General features: G+C 31.5%; 18 protein-coding genes and 1 tRNA gene. 14 read left to right on the forward strand and 5 right to left on the reverse strand.

Annotated features, from left to right (window positions below; translation table 11 throughout):
* Positions 1-32 precede the first annotated feature (32 nt).
* From porL to KAOT1_RS19050, 6 genes are all read left to right on the forward strand, one after another.
* Positions 33-665: a type IX secretion system motor protein PorL/GldL gene (gene porL / locus KAOT1_RS19025; RefSeq protein ID WP_007096530.1), complete on the forward strand. Its 633-nt coding sequence runs from the start codon at positions 33-35 to the stop codon at positions 663-665.
* A gap of 52 nt (positions 666-717) precedes the next feature.
* Complete coding sequence (porM, locus tag KAOT1_RS19030; RefSeq protein ID WP_007096531.1) at positions 718-2283, forward strand: type IX secretion system motor protein PorM/GldM; 1566 nt, start codon at positions 718-720, stop codon at positions 2281-2283.
* 26 nt (positions 2284-2309) lie between these two features.
* Positions 2310-3203, forward strand: coding sequence for a type IX secretion system ring subunit PorN/GldN (porN, locus tag KAOT1_RS19035; protein WP_007096532.1), 894 nt, complete (start codon positions 2310-2312; stop codon positions 3201-3203).
* A 109-nt stretch (positions 3204-3312) separates the two neighbouring features.
* The gene (locus KAOT1_RS23460; protein WP_007092873.1) at positions 3313-3699 is read left to right on the forward strand and encodes a helix-turn-helix domain-containing protein; all 387 of its coding nucleotides are present in this window, start codon (positions 3313-3315) and stop codon (positions 3697-3699) included.
* Positions 3700-3704: 5 nt separating this feature from the next.
* Entirely contained in the window at positions 3705-4604 is a 900-nt protein-coding gene (locus KAOT1_RS19045) for an IS3 family transposase (protein WP_007092993.1), read from the forward strand.
* An 86-nt stretch (positions 4605-4690) separates the two neighbouring features.
* Positions 4691-5743, forward strand: coding sequence for an NAD(P)/FAD-dependent oxidoreductase (locus KAOT1_RS19050; RefSeq protein ID WP_007096533.1), 1053 nt, complete (start codon positions 4691-4693; stop codon positions 5741-5743).
* Between the two features lie 8 nt (positions 5744-5751).
* Here the strand turns inward: KAOT1_RS19050 and KAOT1_RS19055 are convergent, their stop codons facing one another.
* Complete coding sequence (locus KAOT1_RS19055; protein ID WP_007096534.1) at positions 5752-6141, reverse strand: DUF983 domain-containing protein; 390 nt, start codon at positions 6139-6141, stop codon at positions 5752-5754.
* Between the two features lie 88 nt (positions 6142-6229).
* On the opposite strand from KAOT1_RS19055, the gene KAOT1_RS19060 reads away from it, so the two are divergent.
* The 8 genes from KAOT1_RS19060 to KAOT1_RS19095 all read left to right on the forward strand — a co-directional run bounded on the left by KAOT1_RS19060 (position 6230) and on the right by KAOT1_RS19095 (position 15389).
* Positions 6230-8152 carry an ABC-F family ATP-binding cassette domain-containing protein gene (locus KAOT1_RS19060; protein ID WP_007096535.1) on the forward strand — a complete coding sequence of 641 codons (1923 nt, stop codon included), beginning with the start codon at positions 6230-6232 and terminating at the stop codon, positions 8150-8152.
* A gap of 17 nt (positions 8153-8169) precedes the next feature.
* On the forward strand, positions 8170-8352 hold the full coding sequence (locus KAOT1_RS19065) for a CPXCG motif-containing cysteine-rich protein (protein WP_007096536.1): 183 nt from the start codon (positions 8170-8172) through the stop codon (positions 8350-8352).
* 58 nt (positions 8353-8410) lie between these two features.
* A tRNA-Met gene (locus KAOT1_RS19070) sits at positions 8411-8483 on the forward strand.
* Between the two features lie 204 nt (positions 8484-8687).
* Positions 8688-9902, forward strand: coding sequence for a site-specific integrase (locus KAOT1_RS19075; RefSeq protein WP_007096537.1), 1215 nt, complete (start codon positions 8688-8690; stop codon positions 9900-9902).
* Positions 9903-9958: 56 nt separating this feature from the next.
* Positions 9959-10639 (forward strand): hypothetical protein, encoded by a 681-nt coding sequence (locus tag KAOT1_RS19080; RefSeq protein ID WP_157560199.1) that lies wholly within the window; start codon positions 9959-9961, stop codon positions 10637-10639.
* Positions 10639-13158: a DEAD/DEAH box helicase family protein gene (locus KAOT1_RS19085; protein ID WP_007096539.1), complete on the forward strand. Its 2520-nt coding sequence runs from the start codon at positions 10639-10641 to the stop codon at positions 13156-13158. Before KAOT1_RS19080 ends, KAOT1_RS19085 begins: the two co-directional genes overlap by 1 nt.
* Before the next feature lie 370 nt (positions 13159-13528).
* Positions 13529-14398 (forward strand): AAA family ATPase, encoded by an 870-nt coding sequence (locus KAOT1_RS19090; RefSeq protein ID WP_007096540.1) that lies wholly within the window; start codon positions 13529-13531, stop codon positions 14396-14398.
* Entirely contained in the window at positions 14370-15389 is a 1020-nt protein-coding gene (locus KAOT1_RS19095) for a DUF3871 family protein (protein WP_007096541.1), read from the forward strand. The genes KAOT1_RS19090 and KAOT1_RS19095 overlap by 29 nt, the downstream gene beginning before the upstream one ends.
* Before the next feature lie 16 nt (positions 15390-15405).
* Here the strand turns inward: KAOT1_RS19095 and KAOT1_RS19100 are convergent, their stop codons facing one another.
* Genes KAOT1_RS19100 through KAOT1_RS19115 form a run of 4 tightly spaced genes read right to left on the reverse strand, consistent with a single transcriptional unit; the run spans position 15406 to position 23089 of the window.
* Positions 15406-18072, reverse strand: a complete 2667-nt coding sequence (locus KAOT1_RS19100) for a TnsA endonuclease N-terminal domain-containing protein (protein ID WP_007096542.1) — start codon at positions 18070-18072, stop codon at positions 15406-15408.
* A 3-nt stretch (positions 18073-18075) separates the two neighbouring features.
* Entirely contained in the window at positions 18076-19866 is a 1791-nt protein-coding gene (locus KAOT1_RS19105) for a site-specific DNA-methyltransferase (protein WP_007096543.1), read from the reverse strand.
* A 20-nt stretch (positions 19867-19886) separates the two neighbouring features.
* Complete coding sequence (locus tag KAOT1_RS19110) at positions 19887-22796, reverse strand: ATP-dependent helicase (RefSeq protein ID WP_007096544.1); 2910 nt, start codon at positions 22794-22796, stop codon at positions 19887-19889.
* A complete protein-coding gene (locus KAOT1_RS19115; RefSeq protein ID WP_007096545.1) occupies positions 22796-23089 on the reverse strand; it encodes a helix-turn-helix domain-containing protein in 294 nt (97 codons plus the stop codon). Before KAOT1_RS19115 ends, KAOT1_RS19110 begins: the two co-directional genes overlap by 1 nt.
* Between the last annotated feature and the right edge of the window lie 109 nt (positions 23090-23198).

The raw sequence follows: 23198 nt of genomic DNA on the forward strand, positions 1-23198 counted from the left end.
TAACTAAACACTAAACTAAAAATTAGATTATTATGGCAAAGAATGGCAAGATTACGCTAACGAACATGGTATATGGACTTGGAGCGGCAATTGTAATTGTAGGAGCATTATTTAAAATTCAGCACTGGCCTTATGGAAGTTTCATCTTAACAGTAGGAATGATTGTTGAAGCACTTGTATTTACATACTCAGCTTTTGAAAGACAAAGCGACGATCTAGATTGGTCATTAGTATACCCTGAATTAGCTGGAGGATCAGCTAAAGCTAAAGCTAAAAAACAAGAAGCAACTGATGCAGAAGGATTATTATCTAAAAAATTAGATAACTTATTAAAAGACGCTAAAATTGATAGCGAATTAATGTCAAGCTTAGGAACAAGCATCCGTAACTTTGAAGGAGCAGCAAAAAGTATCTCACCAACAGTTGATGCAATAGCTTCAACAAAGAAATACAGTGAAGAAATGTCATTAGCGGCAGCGCAAATGGAATCTTTAAATAGTCTTTACAAAGTACAAATGGAAAGCGCTAATCGTCAGGCAGCAATCAATGAAGAAGCTGTTGAAAACGCAGCGAAACTAAAAGAGCAAATGCAATCATTAGCTTCAAACCTTTCATCATTAAATGGTGTATATGGAGGAATGTTATCTGCAATGAACAAAAACTAATTAGTAGTATAATTTAATTCAACAAAAAATTAACCAAAAAAACTAATTAGAAATGGCAGGAGGAAAACAATCTGCAAGGCAGAAAATGATTAACCTGATGTACTTGGTATTCATCGCAATGATCGCGATGACGATGACCAAAGAAGTACTCTCAGCATTTGGCTCAATGAATGCTAAATTTGTGAGCACAAATGAATTGACAAGTGAGTCCAATAAAACTCTTATCAAAGGATTAAATCAAAAAGCAAAAGATCAACCAGCTAAATTTAGTGTTCCAGCACAAAAAGCACAACGAGTACAAGCTATTTCAGATAACTTTGATGCATATTTAGAAACTTTAAAGCAAGACATTCTTAAAGGTGGAGGATATGAAAGAGAAGAAGATGGAAGCTTACCTTCTGAAAAAATGGACAAAGGTGACTACTTAGATGAAAAGTGGTTTACTGGAGATCGTTTAACAAAAGAAGGTGAAGAAGTAATGGCAAAGATTCGTGACTATAAAAAAGATATAAAATCTATTTTAGGTGAAGATCAAACGTATGCCAAAGCTGTAGCAAATTTCGATAAGCGTTTTGATTTATCTAACGTAACTAATGATGAAGGTGATGAGTTAGGATACTTAGACTATAACTACAAAGGCTTTCCAGCAATCGCATCATATGCAAAGTTAACAGCTATGCAGAGTGATGTGAAAACTACTGAGGCTAATATTTATAATTTATTCCTAGGAAACTCTTTGGATGAAGCAGTTACACTTAAAAATTATGAGGCAATTGTACTTCCTACCAAGAATGCATACTTCGCAGGAGAAGAATATCAAGGTACAGTGGTGCTTGGAAAATATGCTAATGTACCTCCTATAAAATTAAACGTTAACGGAAATGAGGTGTCTCTAGATGATGAAAAGAATAAAGATTCTGTAGGAAATGCTCGAATTAGATTCAAAACGGGTAATGTAGGTGAGCACGAAGTAACTGGTGTGTTTACTTTTGTAGAAAAAGGAGAAGAATTACCAATTCCTTTTTCAGCTAACTATGTAGTAGTACCACGTCCAAACTCAGCAACAATTTCTGCTGATAAAATGAACGTTGTATACCGTGGAGTTGACAACCCAATGACTATTTCTTTTGCAGGTGTGCCAGACAATAAAGTAAATGCAAGTGCAAGTGGCTTAAAGAAAGTTGGAAATGGGAAATACGTAATGCGTCCTACTACTGGAGCCAACGTAACAATTAACGTAACCGCTAAACTTGACGATGGTTCAACTGCAGGAGATAAGAAAACATTTAGAATTAAAGAAATTCCTGCGCCAACAGGTTACTTTAGAGGTGTTGCAGGAGCAACAAAAATGAGTAAATCTGGTGTAGGAAAAGGAACTGTTGAAGCTAAACTAGATGACTTTGACTTTGATTTACCATTAACAGTGACTCAGTTTGACTTTAAAGTTCCTGGACAACCAACAATTACGGTAAGAGGAAATAAGTTAGACTCTAGAGCTAAAGGAGCTTTAAACAGAGCTAGGAGAGGACAAACGGTACAAATTTTAAACGTGAAAGCGAAAAGCTCAGGACCACGTATCAAAAAAGTATCACCTGTAATTATTGAAATTACAAACTAAAAAAATATTAAAAACAAACATTTGTTATGAATTGGAAAGGTTTATTTACAGCAGCATTTGCACTCCTGATTTCAGGAACAGTATTTGGGCAAGCAAATTTATTGAATGCTAAAGATCCTGGTGAAATAGGTGTAAAAACGCAAGCGCAAAAAGATGCTGATAACGATGGTCCATTACCTTATGGATATGTAGATGACAGAGACATTCTTTGGTCAGCTACCACATGGGAAATCATTGATCTTGATGAAAGAGTGAACTTTCCACTGTATTATCCAATAGATACTATCGGAATGCGTGCAGACAGACGTTCTTTGTATGATGTGCTTTTGAAAAATGTAAAAAACAAAAACATTGCAAAAGTATATGCAGACGGAAACTTTACAGAAGTTCGTACGTATGAAGATATTAAAACAAGTTTGCGTAAAGTAGATACCTTAGATGCTGGTTTCGATCAATTAAACAGAGGTGAAAAGCTTTCTGATGAATACATTGAGGTTAGAGATTTAACATCTGCTGATATTGAAGAATATCACGTAAAAGGTGTTTGGTACTTTGACAAGCGTCAAGGAGAACTCAAATATAGATTGTTAGCAATTGCTCCAGTAGCGCCAGACGTACAATTTATAGATCAAGATGGTCAGCAAGACTTAATCGAGTTATTTTGGGTATTCTATCCAGATGTTAGAGAAATTTTGCACGAATCAAAAGCCTTTAACGATCGAAATGCCGCTGTACCACTGTCGTTTGACCATTTATTAAACGCACGACGCTTTAATGGATTAATTTACAAAGAAGAAAATGTGCAAGGTGATCGACGTGTCAAAGAATATGTCAAAGAAAATTCACTTATGCAGTTATTAGAATCTGAACGAATCAAAGAAAAGATCAGAGGACGAGAACAAGACATGTGGAATTACTAACACATTCATAACATAACAATATTTAAAAGCCGTTTCAACAACATTTGAAACGGCTTTTTTGTATTTAGTGTCTCGTCCTGAAATAGCGTTACACTAAATTTTAAGCGTAATGAAAACAAATTATGTAAAACGTACTCAAAAAGATTATTCATTATCTTTTAAACTCCAAGTAGTTCAAGAGATTGAACAGGGTAAACTGACACGCTCACAAGTCTTATCAAAGTATGGTATACAATCTGGATCTACCATCAGAACTTGGTTAAAAAAATATGGTAACTTTGATTGGCATAATCAAACTCCACTTTCTATGACAAAGACTCCAGAACAAAAGATTTTAGAATTAGAAGAAAAAATCAAACTGTTAGAAAAGCAGAAGGCTCGTGCAGAACATCTGGCGGAGCGTGCTGACAAGAAAGCTATTTTGTTTGATATGATGATTGATTTAGCAGAAAAAGAGTTTAATATTCCTATCAGAAAAAACTCCAAACCCAAGTAATCGATATGTTTAGAATACATTACAGAGAAAGTATCTCATCTACTTGTGAGTTACTTGGGGTAAGCAGGCAAGTATATTACCGAGCGATACGTTCAAAAGAGAAACGACAGTGTATTGCTAGTGATGTGATAGAGCTGGTTCAATCTGTTAGAATAGAGCAACCACGTATTGGCACAAGGAAGTTATATCATATTCTACAAGAGTCTTTACGTAGTTTAGGTGTCGGCAGAGATCGTTTATTTGCTATTTTAAAGGCAAATCATATGTTGATTAAACCCAAGCGGAGCTATCATATCACTACTAACTCTCATCATCGGTTTAGAAAACATAACAATGTAATAGAGAATTTAGATGTAAACAGACCAGAACAAGTTTGGGTAGCAGATATTACCTATGTAGGTAATCGAGCTAATCCCATGTATTTATCGCTTATTACAGATGCATATTCTAAGATGATCGTTGGGTATTATCTATCCAATACCTTAGCAGTAGATAGTTCTATAAAAGCATTAAAGCAAGCTGTTAAAAACAGAAAATATCCCAAGGAAAGGCTAATACATCATTCTGATAGAGGTTTACAATATTGTAGTAATCAATATCAAAGAATATTAACTAAGAGTCATATTAAATGTAGTATGACAGAATCCTATGATCCATATCAAAATGCAGTAGCAGAGCGAATCAACGGAATCTTGAAACAAGAGTTTTTGATGGGCACCTCTAAAATAGACATCAAACTAATGAAGAAAATAGTACAACAGAGTATTAAAGTTTATAATACCAAAAGACCGCATTTATCATGTCAAATGCTAACTCCAGAACAGATGCACAAACAAAATAAAGTCAACATAAAAACCTATAAAAGAAAAAACACAGATAAGACAGCTGTCTTATCTGTGTTTTAACTATTTTTAATCCTAAATAACTGTAACGGTTTTTTAGGACGGGTCATAGATTGGTCTTCGGAAAAATTACCGTTACTTTTGCATGTATGATAGATTATATAGTTGTAGGATTAGGCTTAGCCGGAATTGCCTTTTGTGAAGAACTCGAAGCTGCTGGAAAAGAATTTGTAGTTTTTGAAGACAATTCTCAACATTCCTCAACGGTCGCTGGCGGATTGTATAATCCTGTTATTCTAAAACGTTTTACAGCAGTTTGGAATGCAGATGAACAACTCGCTGTGGCATTGCCTTTTTATAAAGCATTAGAAAAAAAGCTTGGTAAAAAAATTGACGAAAAACTGCCTGTTGCACGAAGATTTGCTGCTATAGAAGAACAAAACATGTGGTTTGAAGCATCTGACAAACCCAAACTCACAAAATACCTAGATGCAAACCTAATCGAAAATACGAACGAAGCTATAATTGCACCTTTTGCCTTAGGAAAAGTAAACAAAACTGGACGAATACTTACAGCAACACTGCTTGAGAGTTATAGAAACTATTTAGAAAAAAACAATCAATTACGGAAAGAACGTTTCCAATACCAAGACTTACTAATTGAAAATGATTCGGTTCAATATCAAAACATTCAAGCAAAAAAAATCGTTTTCTGCGAAGGTTTCGGTATCAAACAAAATCCGTACTTTTCATACTTGCCACTCAACGGAACAAAAGGCGAATTGCTATTCATAAAAGCGCCTAACTTAAAAATCAACTACGTACTAAAATCTTCAGTATTCCTCATTCCGCAAGGAAATGATATCTACACCGTTGGCGCAACCTATAATTGGAAGGACAAAACGCATAACGTTACTGAAGAAGCCAAAGCAGAACTTGTAGAAAAACTTTCCAAACTAATCAATTGTGAATACGAAATCATAGATCAAGTTGCAGGAATACGACCAACCGTAAAAGATCGAAGGCCATTAGTTGGAACACACCCTATAAACACGTGTATGGCAGTTTTAAACGGTTTAGGGACGCGCGGAGTTATGATTGGACCAACAGTAGCCAAGCAACTCTACAATCACTTAGAAAATAAGGCAGAATTGCCAGAAGACATCAATATCAAACGTTTTGAAAATGTATTAAAACCTTAGTAACATAATTACTTTTTCTTCTTATCCAAACTTGCATCATACGACATAAAAAGATTGATCCAAATATTCCGCGATAAGCGCATAATAATTGGCATAAAGAAAATCAACGTTCCCATAATTGCAAAAAAGGAAGTGAGTAACTCAGTTCCAATAAAATATCTCGAAATAATAAAAGCGGCAACAGCAAACGCAATTCCGACACCATAACTTACGTACATGGCGCCATAAAAAAATGAAGGTTCAATCTTGTAGCGTGTTCCGCAATGTGAACAAGTTTCGTGCATTTTCAACGTAGCATTCAATTTATAAGGGTTTTTCTCTACGTACATACGTTCATTATGACATTTAGGACAAGTTCCCGTTAAAATACTATATAATTTCGATCCTTTTTTTAACATTTGTAAAATATATTATAAATACGCTGTCTTACTGAAAATACAAAAGTACGGCAACTATTTCATAAAAACTGTAACTTTTGTCACACACATGATAAATATTCATAACATTGCTGTCGCTTTTGGCGGAACGTATCTTTTCAAAGACATTGCATTTCGACTCAATGCTGGTGATCGCGTAGGACTGATTGGAAAAAATGGTGCAGGAAAATCTACCTTGCTAAAAATTCTTGCCAAAGAAAACGAACCTGATGAAGGAGCTATTGCTACTGATAAAGACATCGAAATTGGTTTCCTAAAACAAGATATTGAATTTACGCAAGGACGCACGGTTTTAGAAGAAAGCTACGAAGCTTTTGAAAAAATTCGTGAAATTGAACTCAAAATCGATCATATTAATCATCAACTCTCTGAACGTACCGATTATGATAGCGAATCGTACAATCAGCTCATAGTTGATTTAAGCGAACTTACCACGCGTTACGAAATATTAGGTGGATACAATTACAAAGGTGATACCGAAAGAGTCTTGCAAGGATTGGGTTTTAAACGAGAAGATTTCGACAAAAAAACGGATACATTCTCAGGTGGTTGGCGTATGCGAATTGAATTGGCAAAACTATTGCTTCAAAAAAACGACATCTTGCTCTTAGATGAACCGACAAACCATTTAGATATAGAATCTATCATTTGGTTAGAACAGTTCTTAAAAACGTTTGCAGGCGTTGTCATCATTGTTTCGCACGATAAAATGTTTTTAGATAACGTAACAAATCGTACCATTGAAATCTCCTTGGGAAGAATCTACGATTACAACAAACCGTATTCAAAATACCTAATTCAGCGTCAGGAAATTCGAGAACAGCAATTAGCAACGCAGAAAAATCAAGAAAAACACATTCAGCATACGGAAAAACTCATCGAAAAATTTCGTGCAAAAGCTTCTAAAGCTACCATGGCGCAATCGCTCATAAAAAAGTTGGAACGTATAGATCGTATTGAAGTCGATGAAGATGACAATGCTGTGATGGCGATTCAGTTTCCAGTGTCAATTCAACCCGGAAAAGTAGTGATTAAAGGCGAACAAATCTCTAAGAACTATGGCGAAAAACAAGTACTTTCTAATGTAGATTTATTTGTAGAACGAAGCAGTAAAATTGCATTTGTTGGTCAAAACGGACAAGGGAAATCTACCTTAGCTAAAATTATTGTAAATGAAATTCCGCATGACGGAAAATTGGAGCTCGGTCACAACGTTCAAATAGGATATTTTGCGCAAAATCAGGCAGAATATTTAGATGGAAACCTTACGGTAGAAGATACTATGATTGAAGCTGCTGATGAAAAAACACGTCCGAAAGTACGCGACATGCTCGGAGCTTTCTTATTTCGAGGCGAAGAAGTAGACAAAAAAGTAAAAGTACTCTCTGGTGGAGAACGAAATCGTTTGGCGTTGTGTAAAATGCTCTTGCAACCGTTCAATGTTTTGGTGATGGATGAACCGACAAATCACTTGGATATCAAATCGAAAAACGTACTCAAAAAAGCATTGCAAAACTTTGAAGGAACGCTCATATTAGTTTCGCATGACCGTGACTTTTTACAAGATTTAACAAATAAAGTTTACGAATTCAAAGATCAGCGAATCAAAGAATATCTTGGAGACATCAACTATTACTTGGAAGAACGAAAAGTAGCCGATTTACGTGAAGTAGAAAAGCGTACGGTTGTCAAGCAAGAAATTGTGAAGTCGGAAGACACCAAACAGTCTTACGAATCGCAGAAAAAGCTAAAATCGCTCAATAACAAACTCAACAAGGTGGAACGTACCATTGCTGACTTAGAAAAAGAAATCAAAGACATTGACATAGAATTGGCGGTGAATTATGAAGCAACCATTGCGCAACCAAATTTCTTTGACATGTATCAAGGGAAGAAACAGCAGTTAGAAACCTTGATGGAAGATTGGGAAACGTTGCAAGAAGAAATGGACACGTTGGAATCACAATCATAAAGTTGTATTTTTGTAAAATGAACGAACATTTCTTTCAATGTCCCTATTGTTGGGAAGAAATTTCTATGTTAATTGATACTTCTGTACGAACACAAAAGTACATAGAAGACTGTGAGGTTTGCTGCAACCCAATTGAATTAGAGGTAGTTAGTGAAGATGGTGAAATCATAGGATTCCAAGCGCGAAACATAGAGCAATAAAAAAGTTTATCTTTTTGTTGCCAGAATAAAAAATCGTTGTATATTTGCAGTCCAATATCGCGGGATAGAGCAGTAGGTAGCTCGTCGGGCTCATAACCCGAAGGTCACTGGTTCGAGTCCAGTTCCCGCTACTAAAAGGAAGCCAGTTCAAAAAAGAACTGGCTTTTTAAGTATATAAAACTAAGCACTACAACATATTTGGAGAACTTCTCGATTACTTCATCATGGCTTATTTATCAAAATATAGGCTAACAAAAAGGGTTGCATATTTTATTATCTGGGTTGCAACAATTTCTTATCATTAATATTACTGAACAATTTAAAATTAGAGAGTTATGACAAATACAGTCAAAATACTTTTTGTCATTTCTAAAAGCAGAATTAACAAAAAGGGGTTAGCACCAATTATTTGTAGGCTAACTTTTAATAAAAAAAGAAAACCATTTTCTACAGGAATCTTTATTAGTCCAAAGAACTGGAATAGTAAACTACAATTGGTAAAACCTCCTAATAAGGAAAATGAGTTTATAAATACACAGTTAAGCCTGATTAAGCAACAAATTAATCAGGCTTTTTTATTTCTTCAAGTTAATAAGAGTGCATTTGATGTTGAAGATATAGTACTTCAATTTAAGGGTGAAAATATCAAGTCAAAAAAGACACTTCTTGAGGTATTTACTATGCATAATAGTAAAATGAATAAGTTAGTTGGGATTGAGTACACACAATCTACAATGAATAAGTTTATTGAAGCTAAATCACACACTCAAGATTTTATTCGAAGTAAATACAAGCGTAGTGATTTGTTGCTAGAATCATTAAGTACGAAGTTTATTGAAGATTTTGATTTTTATTTGAAGTCTGAAAAGGGGCATAAGCAAATTACCATTAATAAAAGTATTCAAAGAGTACGAAAGATTATCAAACTAGCTATAGCAGAAGGATATTTACAAAAGGACCCATTTCTTATGTATAAACCCAAAAGATATGAGCGCAAAGTAGTTTATCTTGATACTAAAGAACTAACTAGACTTGAAGAATATAGCTTTGCTCAAACAAGATTAAGCCAAGTAAGGGATATGTTTGTATTCTGTTGTTATACAGGATTAGCTTATGCAGAAATGTCAGTACTATCAGATAAGCATATAATTAAAGGCTTTGATGGTAATGAATGGATTCATATGTATAGAAAGAAGACTAATGCAAAAGTGTCTGTACCATTACTTCCAACTGCTAAAGCAATTTTGACTAGGTATAAAGATATATCTGAAAATAAATTATTACCAGTTATATCAAATCAGAAATTCAATTCTTACTTAAAGGAAATTGCAGCAATTGTTGATATTGATAAAAGGCTGACACACCACATAGCAAGAAAGACTTTTGCTACTACAGTTTTACTTTATAATGACGTACCTATGGAAATAGTTTCAGAGTTGTTAGGTCATTCAAAATTAGATATTACTCAAAGGCACTACGCTAAAGTAGTACAGAAGAAAGTAAGTGAGCATATTCAAAAATTAGAAAATAAACTTAGAGGTGTAAAATGATTTGCACCTCTTTTTTTAAAAAATAAATTTTATATTGAAAAATTTAAATGTTTAATATGTCAAAATTCACTTTTAATCTTAATGATATACATCACTATGAATGGGGAAATTTATGGTGGTTTGAATATGAAGTTTCAATTGGGTTTTCAGCATTATCAAATTTGATTAATAATCAAGAAGAAACTTTTAGAGTAAAACTAGATGAATTTATTAGTAAAAGAAATGAGGTTTTACCAACTGTCCCATTAGAATACAGAGATTCCTATGAACAACATTTTTTTGAAGATGCAGATAGAACATTTAATGAATTAAAAACAACTCAAAGAAATGCTATATGTCTCTCATTCTTTTCTTATATAGAAGGTAAACTAATGATTTTAGTTAAAATGATGGAAACAGAGTTTAAATTAAAGTACAAAAGAGCAAAGATGGATATATTATCATCATTGAAAAGATATATTGTTGATTCTTGTAAAGTAGATGGAAAAGTGTTTAAAAAGGAATTTAGGAATATTCATAAACAAAGTATAGTAAGAAATTCTTTAGCTCATAATCATTCACACATAATAGATTCAAGAAAATTTACAGGGGTTGATGGTATTAAATTAAAAAATGATGAAATCATTATTTATGATGTTATTTATTTGAATAATTTAATTTCTTGGGCAGAATTGTTTTTTAAAGAATTATTTATTGCAGTAGATAAAAGACTTACTCAAATTAAAACCAAGCCTTAATGAATACACCAAATAATCACTTCCAAGATTTTCCTATTGAATTTAAAGAAATCAATCCATCAGATTTTCCAAATTATACTATAGCAAATAATGGGCAGAAAATAATAATAACTCCTAATGATAAGGGATATATAAGTAAACAGTTGTTAGAGTGTGTAGATAGGTCAGAAAAGAATACTGTAGTTATAAATGCAGGTGTAGGTCAAGGTAAAACAACTGCAATTATTAGAATATTAAACGAGTTTTATAATGATACTAATGAAGATTATGTAATTATAGTAGCATCACCATTTGTTAGTTTAGTTGAGCAGTACTTTAAAGAAATAGTTAATATAGGGATTGCTCAAGATGACATATATAGATATGAATACATAGGAGAACAACCAAGTATTACTTATTTAGACAAAAAGGTTCATATAATAACAGTCAATGGTATACTAGGAAATCCAGGGGAAAATGCTTTTATAAATTCTGAAGTAAAGAGGACTTACTTAAATAGGTTATCTAACTACTGTAAAGCTCAAAATAAGAAGGTTGTGTTAATTATGGATGAAATCCATGATGCAATACATAATTTCAAGCAAGAATACATTTTTAACTTATGGAAGTGGAAAAGTGTACTTCATAAAAATATTATACTAAGTGCAACGTATAATGAAGCTTCAAAAGTGGTAATAGAGTATTTAGCTGAACTTACTGATAATAAGATTAAAATTATTGAATCAGAAAGAAAGGTAATACCAGAAAATCAAAGTGACTTATTTCTTCATTTTAATCCAGCAAATTACTACAATACAGTAAATGAGAACATTGTTTCAGTAGTTAGTGATATAATTTCTAGGGATAAAGAAATTGATATATTATGCTACTCAAGAAAATTAGCAGAATCTATAGTCAATGATAAGGATATAGGTGTTGGGGAAGTATTGTACTCTAAATATGAAGCTGAAGATATTAAGTTATGTACTACAAAACTTATTCAAAACAACAGAATTGGCAGATTAGAGGTTGAAGAGGAAGAAGAAAATACGAATAGGTTTGATAACACAAAGTGTAATGTTGGAACTAATTTTAAAACAGGTATCAGTATCACTAAAAGAAATCATGCCTTTATAATTATTTTACCACCAGAAAGTTCTAAACTACCTTTTAGTTCAGCTAGTAATATATTTATGGATGGTATTAATTCTGTAATACAGTCACTAGCTAGACAAAGAAAAAAAGGTGGAGAAATACATTTAATTTTGCCACCACCAGAGAAGTTCAATTATGATAGCCTACCATTTGATGGAATAAAAAAAGAAAAATTCATACAGTTCTATGACTTAATTTGTAGTCAAAAAAAGGTTAAAACAAAAGTTGAATATATTCCATATAATACTCAAAGGGAACTTGTAAGAGATTTTTATGAAAATACATTAATTGACAATATTAATCTGCAAATACAAGAGGTAAACAGTCTAGATAGAGAAAATAGATTAAGCCTTAAGATGCCAGACTTTAAAAGCTATTTACTATTAAAAGGAGAAAAATATTTAGCATCAACATATAAGTTTTTTGGAAGAGATTTATCTTCATTCATTACTTATTCAGCTATTACAAATCAATTTTTAAATTGTAATTTTAAAGGATATACAGGGAAGTATCCTTTAGGTTTTAGAAGTGGAGAGTTTCAAATAACATTAGATTTCTTTTTTGAAAATCATTATTTAAATGAAGACAAGTACTTAGTTTATAACTATGGTTCAGACATGTATAGATACTTAGAGTTAAAGAATGACCTATTTAACAACTATAGATTATTTATTTTAAAACCTGATAATACACGTATTATCATTAAAGAAGATAAGTGTAGAGATTTTGAAATTCAGCTATTAGGCTTCATGCATAGAAAATTACACCCATCCTTCAATAGTCATTTCTTAAATAATGAAGATTTGATTGATTATAAATATACGAGAAGTAACTATTTCTTGAGTTGTGTAGCTAAAGCAGAAAATATTGATTTAGAAACAATTTCAGAAGATGAAGAACTAACTAGGCGTATAAAAGCCTTTAAAAATTTAGGTTATTTTAGAAGAAAATTAATTGACTCTATTCAAAGCTTTACAGGTGACTCTAGGCAGTTTGATTATATTTTAAACAAGCCAAATGAAGACTTTATAACTGAACAAGAACAAGCTAGATTTAATGAAATGATTGATTACTTAATCAACAGGGACTACTTCATTTCTAGAAATATTTTTGAGTTTAAACAGAGGTTTAAAACTACTTTTACATTCAGTCAAAAAGTAAAGTCTGTCTACACTAAAATGATGGAAGATTTTCTTGAAGTGGAAGATGATAGGTTACCCACAGGAAGACCTAGACCTAGAATAAAAAGAATCATACAAATTATCCCATTACCTAATCCAAGTAATACAATTGACCTAGTTAGTCATGCAGATTACAACTTTTCAGATGCATTTTGGGAAAGTAATACTTATGATGTTATTGATGGTAGATTGATAAAAAGGTAGATGTCCCAAAATGATATTTTACTATATAGGGTAAAAGTCAAAATGTGACAAGTTTACTATTATCTCACAAAAGTTTCCCCTCCTCTTTAATAATACTCCTTCCCCTTCAAAATTCTAGTTATTTTGGCAACGCAGGAACTCTGGACGAGGACTACTTTTAAGTAGTGATTTTGTTTGTATTTATACATGCAAAATTACTAAAAAAATCTGACATTATCAAGTAAATCAAGGGATTACAGGTTAATTTAAAGCTAATAGCCATTTCTTAAAATTACATCAAAAAAAAGCATTTTACTACTACAGTAAGATGCTTTTTCAGTTTAAAATGAATACACATTTATATAAATATTAATCTTTAAAAATTTAAATGATGAACTTAAGACAATCAGAAAGGAAACGTGCCAAGATTAAAATGGCATTACAAGGAAGTGCAGGAAGTGGTAAAACATATTCTAGTTTACTTCTAGCAAAAGGATTAACTAATGGAGACTTTTCAAAAGTTGCTATTATTGATACAGAAAATGGAAGTGCAGATTTATATGCTCATTTAGGGCAATATAATGTACTATCATTAGCTCCTCCTTTTACACCAGAGAAATACATTGAAGCTATTGAGGTATGCCTTAAGGCTGAAATGAGAGTTATTATTATTGATGGTATTAGCCAGTGCTGGGATGAACTTATTGATTTTCACAGTAAACTACCTGGAAATTCCTTTGCAAATTGGAGCAAAATAACTCCACGTCAAAAAGCTTTTGTAGATAAAATACTTCAAGCAGATGCTCATATAATAGCAACTATGCGTACTAAACAAGACTATGTGTTAAATCAAAAGGATGGTAAGTATGTACCTGAAAAGGTAGGCTTAAAAGCTGTACAAAGAGATGGTGTAGACTATGAATTTACATTAGTGTTTGATATAGATTCCAAACACTTTGCTACTGCTAGCAAGGATAGAACAAACCTATTTTCATCTAAACCTGAATTTAAAATAAATTCTGCTACAGGTAAGAAGATATTAGATTGGTGTAATAATGGCTTAACTATAGATGATGTGAAAGCTCAAATCAAAAACTGTAAGGATTTGGAGCAATTAAGATTACTCTACAAGCAACATTATAACATTAAAGATTTGGAAGATGACTTTAGATTACAAAAGGAAACTATCCAATCTAAAGCTCAATTGTTAAACCCTAAAAACTTTAGTCAAAATGGACACACAAGTCATACACAAGCCTAGTCTTTCATTAGTTCCTGTTACACCTGTTATTCAAAAAGAGGTTAGCACAATAACACTAGTTACAAAGAAGTACAAACAGAACCCATTTATAGAGGCTAATACAAAAAGTGTTAGCCTCTCTCATTTACAAAAGGATTGTATAATACCAGTCTTTTCAAAGGACAATGAGAAAACTATTGCACATCAAGAGTTTATTGAAGTAGTTCAGGATTCTGTAAGTAAAGCATTTTCTCATCATAATATAGATGTTCCAGAAGTGCGCATAAGTCATCAAATTAAAGGTAGAACACCTAGTGCAATACATAAGTCTGCTAAAGATTTGTTAGACCACGAAAAGACTATCTATTATGAAAGAATGGCATTCATAATTCGTGTACCTAGTATTACTGAAACTATTAATGGAAATGAATTAGCCTTAACTATTGGTGGAGTGCGCGCATACAACAAGGAGAACCTCTATTCCAAAAAGTCAGTAGAGAAGTTTCAAGTGTTTATAGGCTTTCAGAATATGGTATGTTGTAACTTATGTATTAGTACAGATGGTATGCAGTCAGAAATGCGTGTAGGTAGTGTGAATGAGTTAGCATTAAAAGTACAAGAGTTAATTGCCAATTATGATGCAGAAAAGCATTTAAAAGAGATGTTAGCTTTAACTGATTATAGCCTCACAGAAAAACAATTTGCACAGCTAATAGGTAGGTCTAGACTATACAATTATCAACCAAAGAATGAAAAGATGCAGATTCCACAATTGCTTTTAAATGATGGGCAAGTTTCTACTATAGCTAAAGATTATTATCAAGATGAAAGGTTCTGCAAAAATGAAGATGGAAATATTAATCTATGGAATGTATATAATCTATTCACATCAGCTAATAAGAGCAGTTATATTGACACTTTTAGTGATAGAAATGTAAATGCATTTGAATTTACAAATGGACTTAAAAATACCCTGAATGGTGATTCTAGCTATTCTTGGTTTTTGAGTTAAGTGAAGCTACCTTACATTATTGTAGGGTAGCTATTTTTTTTTGTGCATCAGTTCCTTTTATCATTAAATACTTCATACCACTAGCACCAGCAATTTGTGATGCATATTCAGCTTTAGCCTTTACGATAGAATCATCAATTTTATTATCTCCCTTAACTTCAATAATTAAGTATTCTTCTTTTTCAGAATTTAATTTTACAAGGAAGTCTGGATAGTAACTTCTTACAGTATGAGATTCTGGGTCTATATATCTAATTAAAAAATCTGATTGTCCATGAGTTAACATTCCTGTGAACCAAACTTTTTCAATTTCACCTGTTTTAATTAAGTTATAAAACATTTGAGATTCAGGTATAGAATCAAAGCAATAGTTGTCTAAATGAAAAGATTTGTTTTTGTAACTAGAGTATAAATCATCTTCTATGTTAGCAATTAATTCAGGTTTAGCTCTTAATGTGTAATATCCATCTTTTGGTTCTTTTACAAGCTCTATTTCTTCTTCTTCTTCTTTTGTAAAAGTATCAATGTCATAAAAAGATTCAAAGAGTTTAGGAATTACCCAATCATAAAGAAAATCATTGTAAAGGTTGACTTTTTCTAATACAGTAGGTAAGCCTTGTTTTGAATTTTCAAGTACTTTCTTAATCTCTAGACAGCTTATTTTTCTTAAATTATCAACTCCTTCAGGATGGTACAAATACCTTGCTATCTCTGATACTATTGTTAATTCAGAAAATACTCTTTGTTCTGTAAGCTCAATATCTTGTAATTTTCTAGAAGAAGTTATATCTGTTATATCACGTTCAGTTCTTTTAATTCTGTATTTCTCAAAATTGAAAGTGTCAAATTCCAAATCAACCCCATTTATTAACTTTTTTTCTTTTAACTGATGAAGCGTCTTTATCTTTTTGAGTTTTATTTTTACTGGTGGTGGAACCAATCTAACTTCTACCAACTCTTTTTCATCTCCAGCAGATGTTAAATCTTCTATAGTAAGCCTAAAGTTTTGTTCAAGTTCTTTTTCTAGTATATCTACATTTTCTTTAGATAAATACACCATACCTTTTTGTTGTACATCTGATATAGCTCTTAGACAACGCATTGTTGCTTGTAAAACAAAAACTTTAGATTTTGGAGACCTTAATAAACTTACTCCAAATAAAGACCTACAATTCCACCCCTCTTTTCCTTTATTAACTAATAGAATAAACTGCTTTTCAGAATTAGGTGTGTCTAGGTTTTTAAACTCCCTTAAATCATCATTTGTAGTTATTTTAGGGTCACCTACATTAACCAATATTTTATTTAATGGTATTTCTAATTCAGACAGCACTTCTTCCACTAGAGGCTTTAATTCATTTTGTAGTTCATCTATTGAAGCTGCAAAAAATGCCATTTTAGGAAGCATTTCTTCGTACCTCTTATCTTTATGTTCATTCCAAAATTCTGTGATTGCAGTTCTAACAAATACTTTAGCATTACTTCTAACATTCTCAAAGCCATGTATTTTCACCTTTTTAAGGTATTTATTATCTATAGCATCTTTTAATCCATAAGCATAGACTACTTCTGGCAATAGCCTTTTACCAACATATGGAGTACCTGTGTAATTATAACAACCAACTACTTTAGAACCAGCTTGTGAAAGAGCTTCAGCTAATTCATTAATAGTTACTCTTAAACTTGTTGCTGTTTTTCTAATACCAAAATCTTTTTCTAAAGTACTTCCAAAAGCATGGTGTGCTTCATCTAAATAGATTCCTAGCTGTTTTAGTCTAATTAGTTTAGCAAACCTTTGGTTAGAAATTAACTCTTGGTCTGTATTTATCTCAAAACCATATAAGTCCTCAAAATCTTTATTTAGGGACTTTGCTTTGTATAGAACATCACTCTCATTAAATAGCTTTTCAGAAGCAGAATCTTCTTTTCTTTTTTGCTTTAGAATAATCTTTTGAGTGTTAGATATAATGATGTTGTATTTTGAGTTGTCTATTGCATTCAATGAAATACCTGTGTCATCTAAAAAGTGAAATTTTAGATGAGAATCTAACCAATTAATATATTCTGGAGGTACAACTTTAGCTTTGTCAAAAGTTTCAATTTCTTTTAAAGACATTAAAACAGTTTTATCTGGTGCAAACACTAAGGCATTATGACAATAGTTGGTGTTTTTGGGGTATTTATTTGCTAGTAAGAACTCATAAAAAATGGTAGTAGCCATTAAGACTGTTTTACCTATACCCATAGCTAAAGCAAAAATATAGTTTGGGTAAGATTGTTTAAATGCTTCTATTTGCTTAAAAATTTCTTCAAAAGCTATTTTATCATCATTTTGAAATTCTGATGGTCCAAAAAGTTCAAAAGTACCTAGAGTACCTTTTGATTGAGATACACCAATATCTTGTCTGCCCTCAAATTGGCTGGATTTATTATACCAATCTTCAAAAATCTCGTATAAATATCTGTTGTCTAAAAATTCTTTTAAGAACACATAAATTTCTAAAGCTTCAAATTGTGGTTTTCTTAACCAAGAATTTGCATTTTCAGAATTATTGAAGTTTAAAAACTTTCTTGTTAATGGGCTATATGCCTTGTATATTTTCTTTTTATTCTCATCATGAAATAACTTTAGATAAGTATAAAAAGGAAACTCAATTTCTGATTGTTTTCTTTTTTTAGCCATAGCTTAATTATCTATTGAAATTTCTAATGATTCACTTAATAGGTCTGTTATTTTTACTCTGATAGTGCCAGCATTTTCAGGTATATCATATTCACCAATTACCATTTCTTCTTTTTCAGGTATATCAACTACACTAGGCTCAAATACAGCATCATCATAATTAAAATCAACTTTTATAGATTCTACAAGCTCTTTCCAATCTTCAACATTTTCTTTCATAATAGAGAGCTTCTGTAATAAATTCATTGGATAGAATTGTTTAATTACTAGCTTGTTATCTTCTACTACTATTTCAGCTTCAGAATCTCTTTTAAACTCTAGGTTAGACTTGTCTCTTAGTATATCTACAACCTCTACATCAATTTTGTATGGGTGTATTTCTTTTTGAAGTGTTGCAGCTAAATCTGGTTCATGTCCCATACATACTAATAGTAAATTCTCTACTGGTTTATTGGGTTGTTTCTCAAATTTCTTTTGGAAAGATTTATAGTTGAACCCTGAAATTAGTTCGTTTAAATCTGCACGAGTAGCTATTCTATTTACAGGCATAATTTTAACCATTCTACCATCTTTTTCACCATCATAAATTGTATTGTTTGGCAATGGTTGTATCTCTAATGCTTGTTTTAATATTTCCTTAGCTTGTACAGGGTTTCTAAAGACATCGTAGTTATTTACATTATAAACAGAAAAACCTGTGTAGAAATCTTTTATTTTTTCTGTTTCTCCATCTTCATTTGTAAAATCCACATCAGGTACTTTAGATGTTATTTTCTCTCTGCTAATGTTTAGCCTTTTAGTTGTGGTTTCTATGGCTCCTAAATTTATATCTGCACCTATGAATTTTCTACCAAGTTCCATGGCTACAGCTTGTGTAGTACCAGAACCCATAAAACAATCAAATACAATATCACCAGGTTTTGAAGATGCTTTTAAAATTCTTTCAAGTAGTTTTTTAGATTTTTGTGTTGGATATCCAGTTTTTTCACCTGGGTATCTTGCAGCTCTTTGGATATCTACCCAAAAATCTTCAGGTACTTTACCATTTGCATTTAACTCAATACTTTCAAAATTCATGCCTCCAGTGCCTATTACATTTCTATTTGCTCTATCTAGACTACCTTCAGCATATGGTATTCTAATAGAATCTTTAAAGAACACATAGTTACCTGTTTTGGAATACCTCAAAATATTATCGTGTTTTTTAGGAAAATCACTCCCCACATTTGAAGCACCTGTATAGCACCAAATTATTTCATTTCTAAAATTACTTGCACCAAATATTTCATCCATTATTAATTGTAAATAATGAATTTTTCTATAATCAGCATGAACATAGATAGTACCTTTATCAGAAAGAAGTTCTTTTAATAATATTACACGCTCATATATAAATTGTAAATAACTATCATTTGTCCAGATATCAGTATATTGTTTTTCTTCAAATGAAGTCCTATTATTCTCTATTTTTTTTCCTTTTAATTCTATTTTTCTTTTATAATCTGCTTTAGAATCAAATGGTGGGTCTATATAAATTAAATCTACTTTTCCTCGATATTCTTTTAAGAGGTGACTCATTACTTGAAGGTTATCTCCCCAAAAAATCTTGTTCATCCAGCCATTTACTTCTTCACCATAATTTTCTTTTTGCTGTGCAGGATAGTACTGTGTAGATGTAAAAGGTCTTTTACCTTTCCAATGTAACATTGGGTAACCTTTAATAGGTTCAAACTTGTATTCTTCTACTGTATCCAATTTCTTTTGAATATCTAGGTCTAATTTATCTTGTGCCATATTACAAATGGTTAATAATCTTAATTTCTATTATGTTTTGGGTTGCAGTAAAACCTCATATCACATTCACCACATTGTTTGTCATTTTTAACAATATGAGAGTTGTCAAAGTTTTTACTTTCTATTTTTTCAACTATTTCATCAAAAGATTCTACAGTCTTACTAATAGTATGTTCATTTTTATTAAATGTGATATAAGGACTACTATTTTCCTCTTTAGGGTAATGCAAATGCATCTTACTTACCTTGTGTCCTGTTCTTTCTTCAACTAAATGTGCATAAACCTCTAGTTGTCTTCTGTACCTGTCTAATAAACCCCTTGTGAGTTCATCTGTAGCATTTACATCTGGTTTGCTTCCAGATTTAAAGTCTATGAGTTCTACTGTGTTATTTTCTCCTCTAATGAGGTCTATTGTACCTTTTAGTATATAATCTTCTTTAACAAGTGAAACATCAACTTCAGCTTCAACAATCTTGTCCCAATCATTACTATTCTTGTCTCTATAGTTTAAAATTTGTTTCAGCAGTGCTTTTCTCTGTGGTAAATGTAAATAAGATTTTTGCTGTTTAGTTAGTAGATGGTAATTAGTATTAAACCAAGCCTCAATATTTTCATTAGTTAATGTATGTACTTCATCTTTAAGTACAGCTTTATGAATGTCTTCTATAGTTTGATGTAGCAATTGTCCACCTAAAACACCTCCAGTTCTTACTTCTGTAAACTCTAATTCCTTATAGAACTTATATTGTAAAGGACAGTTTTCATAAAGTAGAATATGAGAAGTAAAAGAATATTCGTGTTTTATATTGGTAGGCTTAATTTCTGCCAAATCATACTTTGTAATATCTACATTTTCATTTCTCCAATGAGGTGCTTTTGCATAACTATCCTGTAGTAATTTATGAGGTGAATTAACTATTCCTTTAGCATTCCTTGTTTCATAATTACCTAGTACCAATACATTTTGAGGTCTAGAAAATGCAGTATAATACAACCTCCAAAAATCATAATATTTTACTTCTTCTAAAGGTTCAAAAGGTGGTTTGTGGTAATATTCTTCTTGTAGCAACTCATCTACATCATCATATTGTTTTCTTGGACCTTGTCTATTAGTAGGCATACCAACAAATACAATAGGAAACTCTAAACCTTTAGATTGATGAATAGTCATAAAAGATACACAACCTGATGGAGCATATTCATCAAAATCTTCAAACTCCTCTAAACCACCATCATTTAAAAATCTGAAAAATCTATTGAATAGATTTTGAAGAACTTTCTCCTTATTTTCAGGAGTTATTACAGTTACATTGTACAAGTACTCAAACTTCCAAAGTAGCTTTGTGAATAAAGCTATATTATAAGAAGCTCTTAGGTCTGTTTTGTTAGCTTTTAAATCTACATTAAGGCAATCTGAAAACATTGAAAATTCTAATAGCTGATATACCAAAGCAGCTAGACTATAATTTGTGCTTTCAGTTAAAGTAAGATGTCTTTTTGCTTTATCTTGACACCATTGCAATAAAGCCTTATGTTTTTCTAAGTCTTGTCTTATTGCATTACCAAATTGCCTTTTACAAGAGTCATAATATTTCCAGATATCTAGTTTAGCAGTATCACTCCAAGCTAAAACATCAAATAAATCTGGGAAAATGAAAACTATAGCACCAATTAATAATCTAATTTCTTCTCTTTCAAAAAATAGTGCAGAACGTGGACTAAACACCTTAATTCCTCTTTCTTCTAAATATTCTGCTAGAGCATTAACCCTTTCACCTTTTACAGACTTAAATAAAAATGCAATTTGATTTCTATCTTTTAAAACACCTTTGTTTTCAAGTTCTATTATAAATTGATATACTTCTTCAAAATAATGGTGTAATGATGCTTCACTAGATACTTTAATTACTGTAGGTGCTTTAATAAAATTATCTTCACGAGGTATAATTGTTTTGTCAAACCTAAATGTCTTACCCTCTTTAGTCCAATCCAACTCATCCATCCAATTATTATAAAAATCTATTATCTCTGGATGAGACCTATAATTTGTAGTTATTTTAATTTCCTTACAAGCTCCTTTCTGAAAGTTATCTGGAAATTCTAGGATATTTCTAATAGTAGCACCTCTAAACCTATATAACCCTTGGTCATCATCACCTACAACACAAATATTATTATTTTTTGAAGCTATAAGTAAGATAATTTTCTCTTGAATAGTATTAGTATCTTGATACTCATCAATCATAAAGTACTTTATTTTTGACTGTATCTCATCTAATACATTTTGATTATCTTTTAATAGGCTATAGGTTTCACTTTGGATTGAAGAAAAATCTAACGCATTTTCTTCATTTAGTTTTTCTATGTATAGTTTATAGAACTCACCAATAACTGAAATATTAGCATCTTCAGCACTAATTAGTTCTTCAAAGTCTAAATTTTCCTCTCCAACTTTATTAATATAGTTAATTAATTTATCTGCTTTATACCAACTAGATAAATTATGCCCTCCTAAAATTTCTTCTGAATTTTCAATTGCCACAAAATCCCTCATATTTTGATACAAGAAAAACTTCTGGTCAAATTGGTCTAGTAATCTATAACTTCTTTTTAATCTAGTAAACTCTCTATATTCTTCTAAAAACCTTAAGAATATTGAATGCAATGTACCAATATACATTTCATTAAGATTTACCTTAATCTCTAATTCTAGCAGTCTATTAGAAATACGAGTAACTAATTCTTTAGCAGCTTTTTCAGTAAATGTTGCTACCAAAATTTCTTCTGGTTTAGTCCCTTTTTGTATAAGATTAACTGTTCTTTCTACTAATGTTCTAGTTTTACCTGCACCTGGACCTGCTATAATTAAAACAGGACCTTCAGTAGTATCTATTGCAAGTTGCTGATATGGATTATTTCTACTAGTCATTATTTCTTTACTTCTGTTTTAATTCTTTTTAAAGCTAGTTTAATGGCATCAATAGCAACATTTTCTCCCTGTACATCTTCATATACTTTTTCACTAAGCCATAGGGTTAGTAACTTATTATAATCTATATCTAAAGCAACTGCTAATTTTTCAATTTGCTCTCTAGTAGGTTTCCTGTCACCTTTTTCAATTTTACTTATTAAAGCAGTATCTACATCTACCTTATAAGCCACTTCTCTAAGTAGTAAACCTTTAGTCTCTCTTTTAGATTTTAATAATTCTGATAGTATCATTAGTAGTCAAATTACAACTTGTCAAAAGATGTCTAAAACTAATCTAATTTTCTGACAAAAAAAATTTTTGAAAAGAAAAAAATTAACAATTATTCTGTGTGTGCTGCAT

The sequence above is a fragment of the Kordia algicida OT-1 genome (assembly GCF_000154725.1).
GTDB lineage: Bacteria > Bacteroidota > Bacteroidia > Flavobacteriales > Flavobacteriaceae > Kordia > Kordia algicida.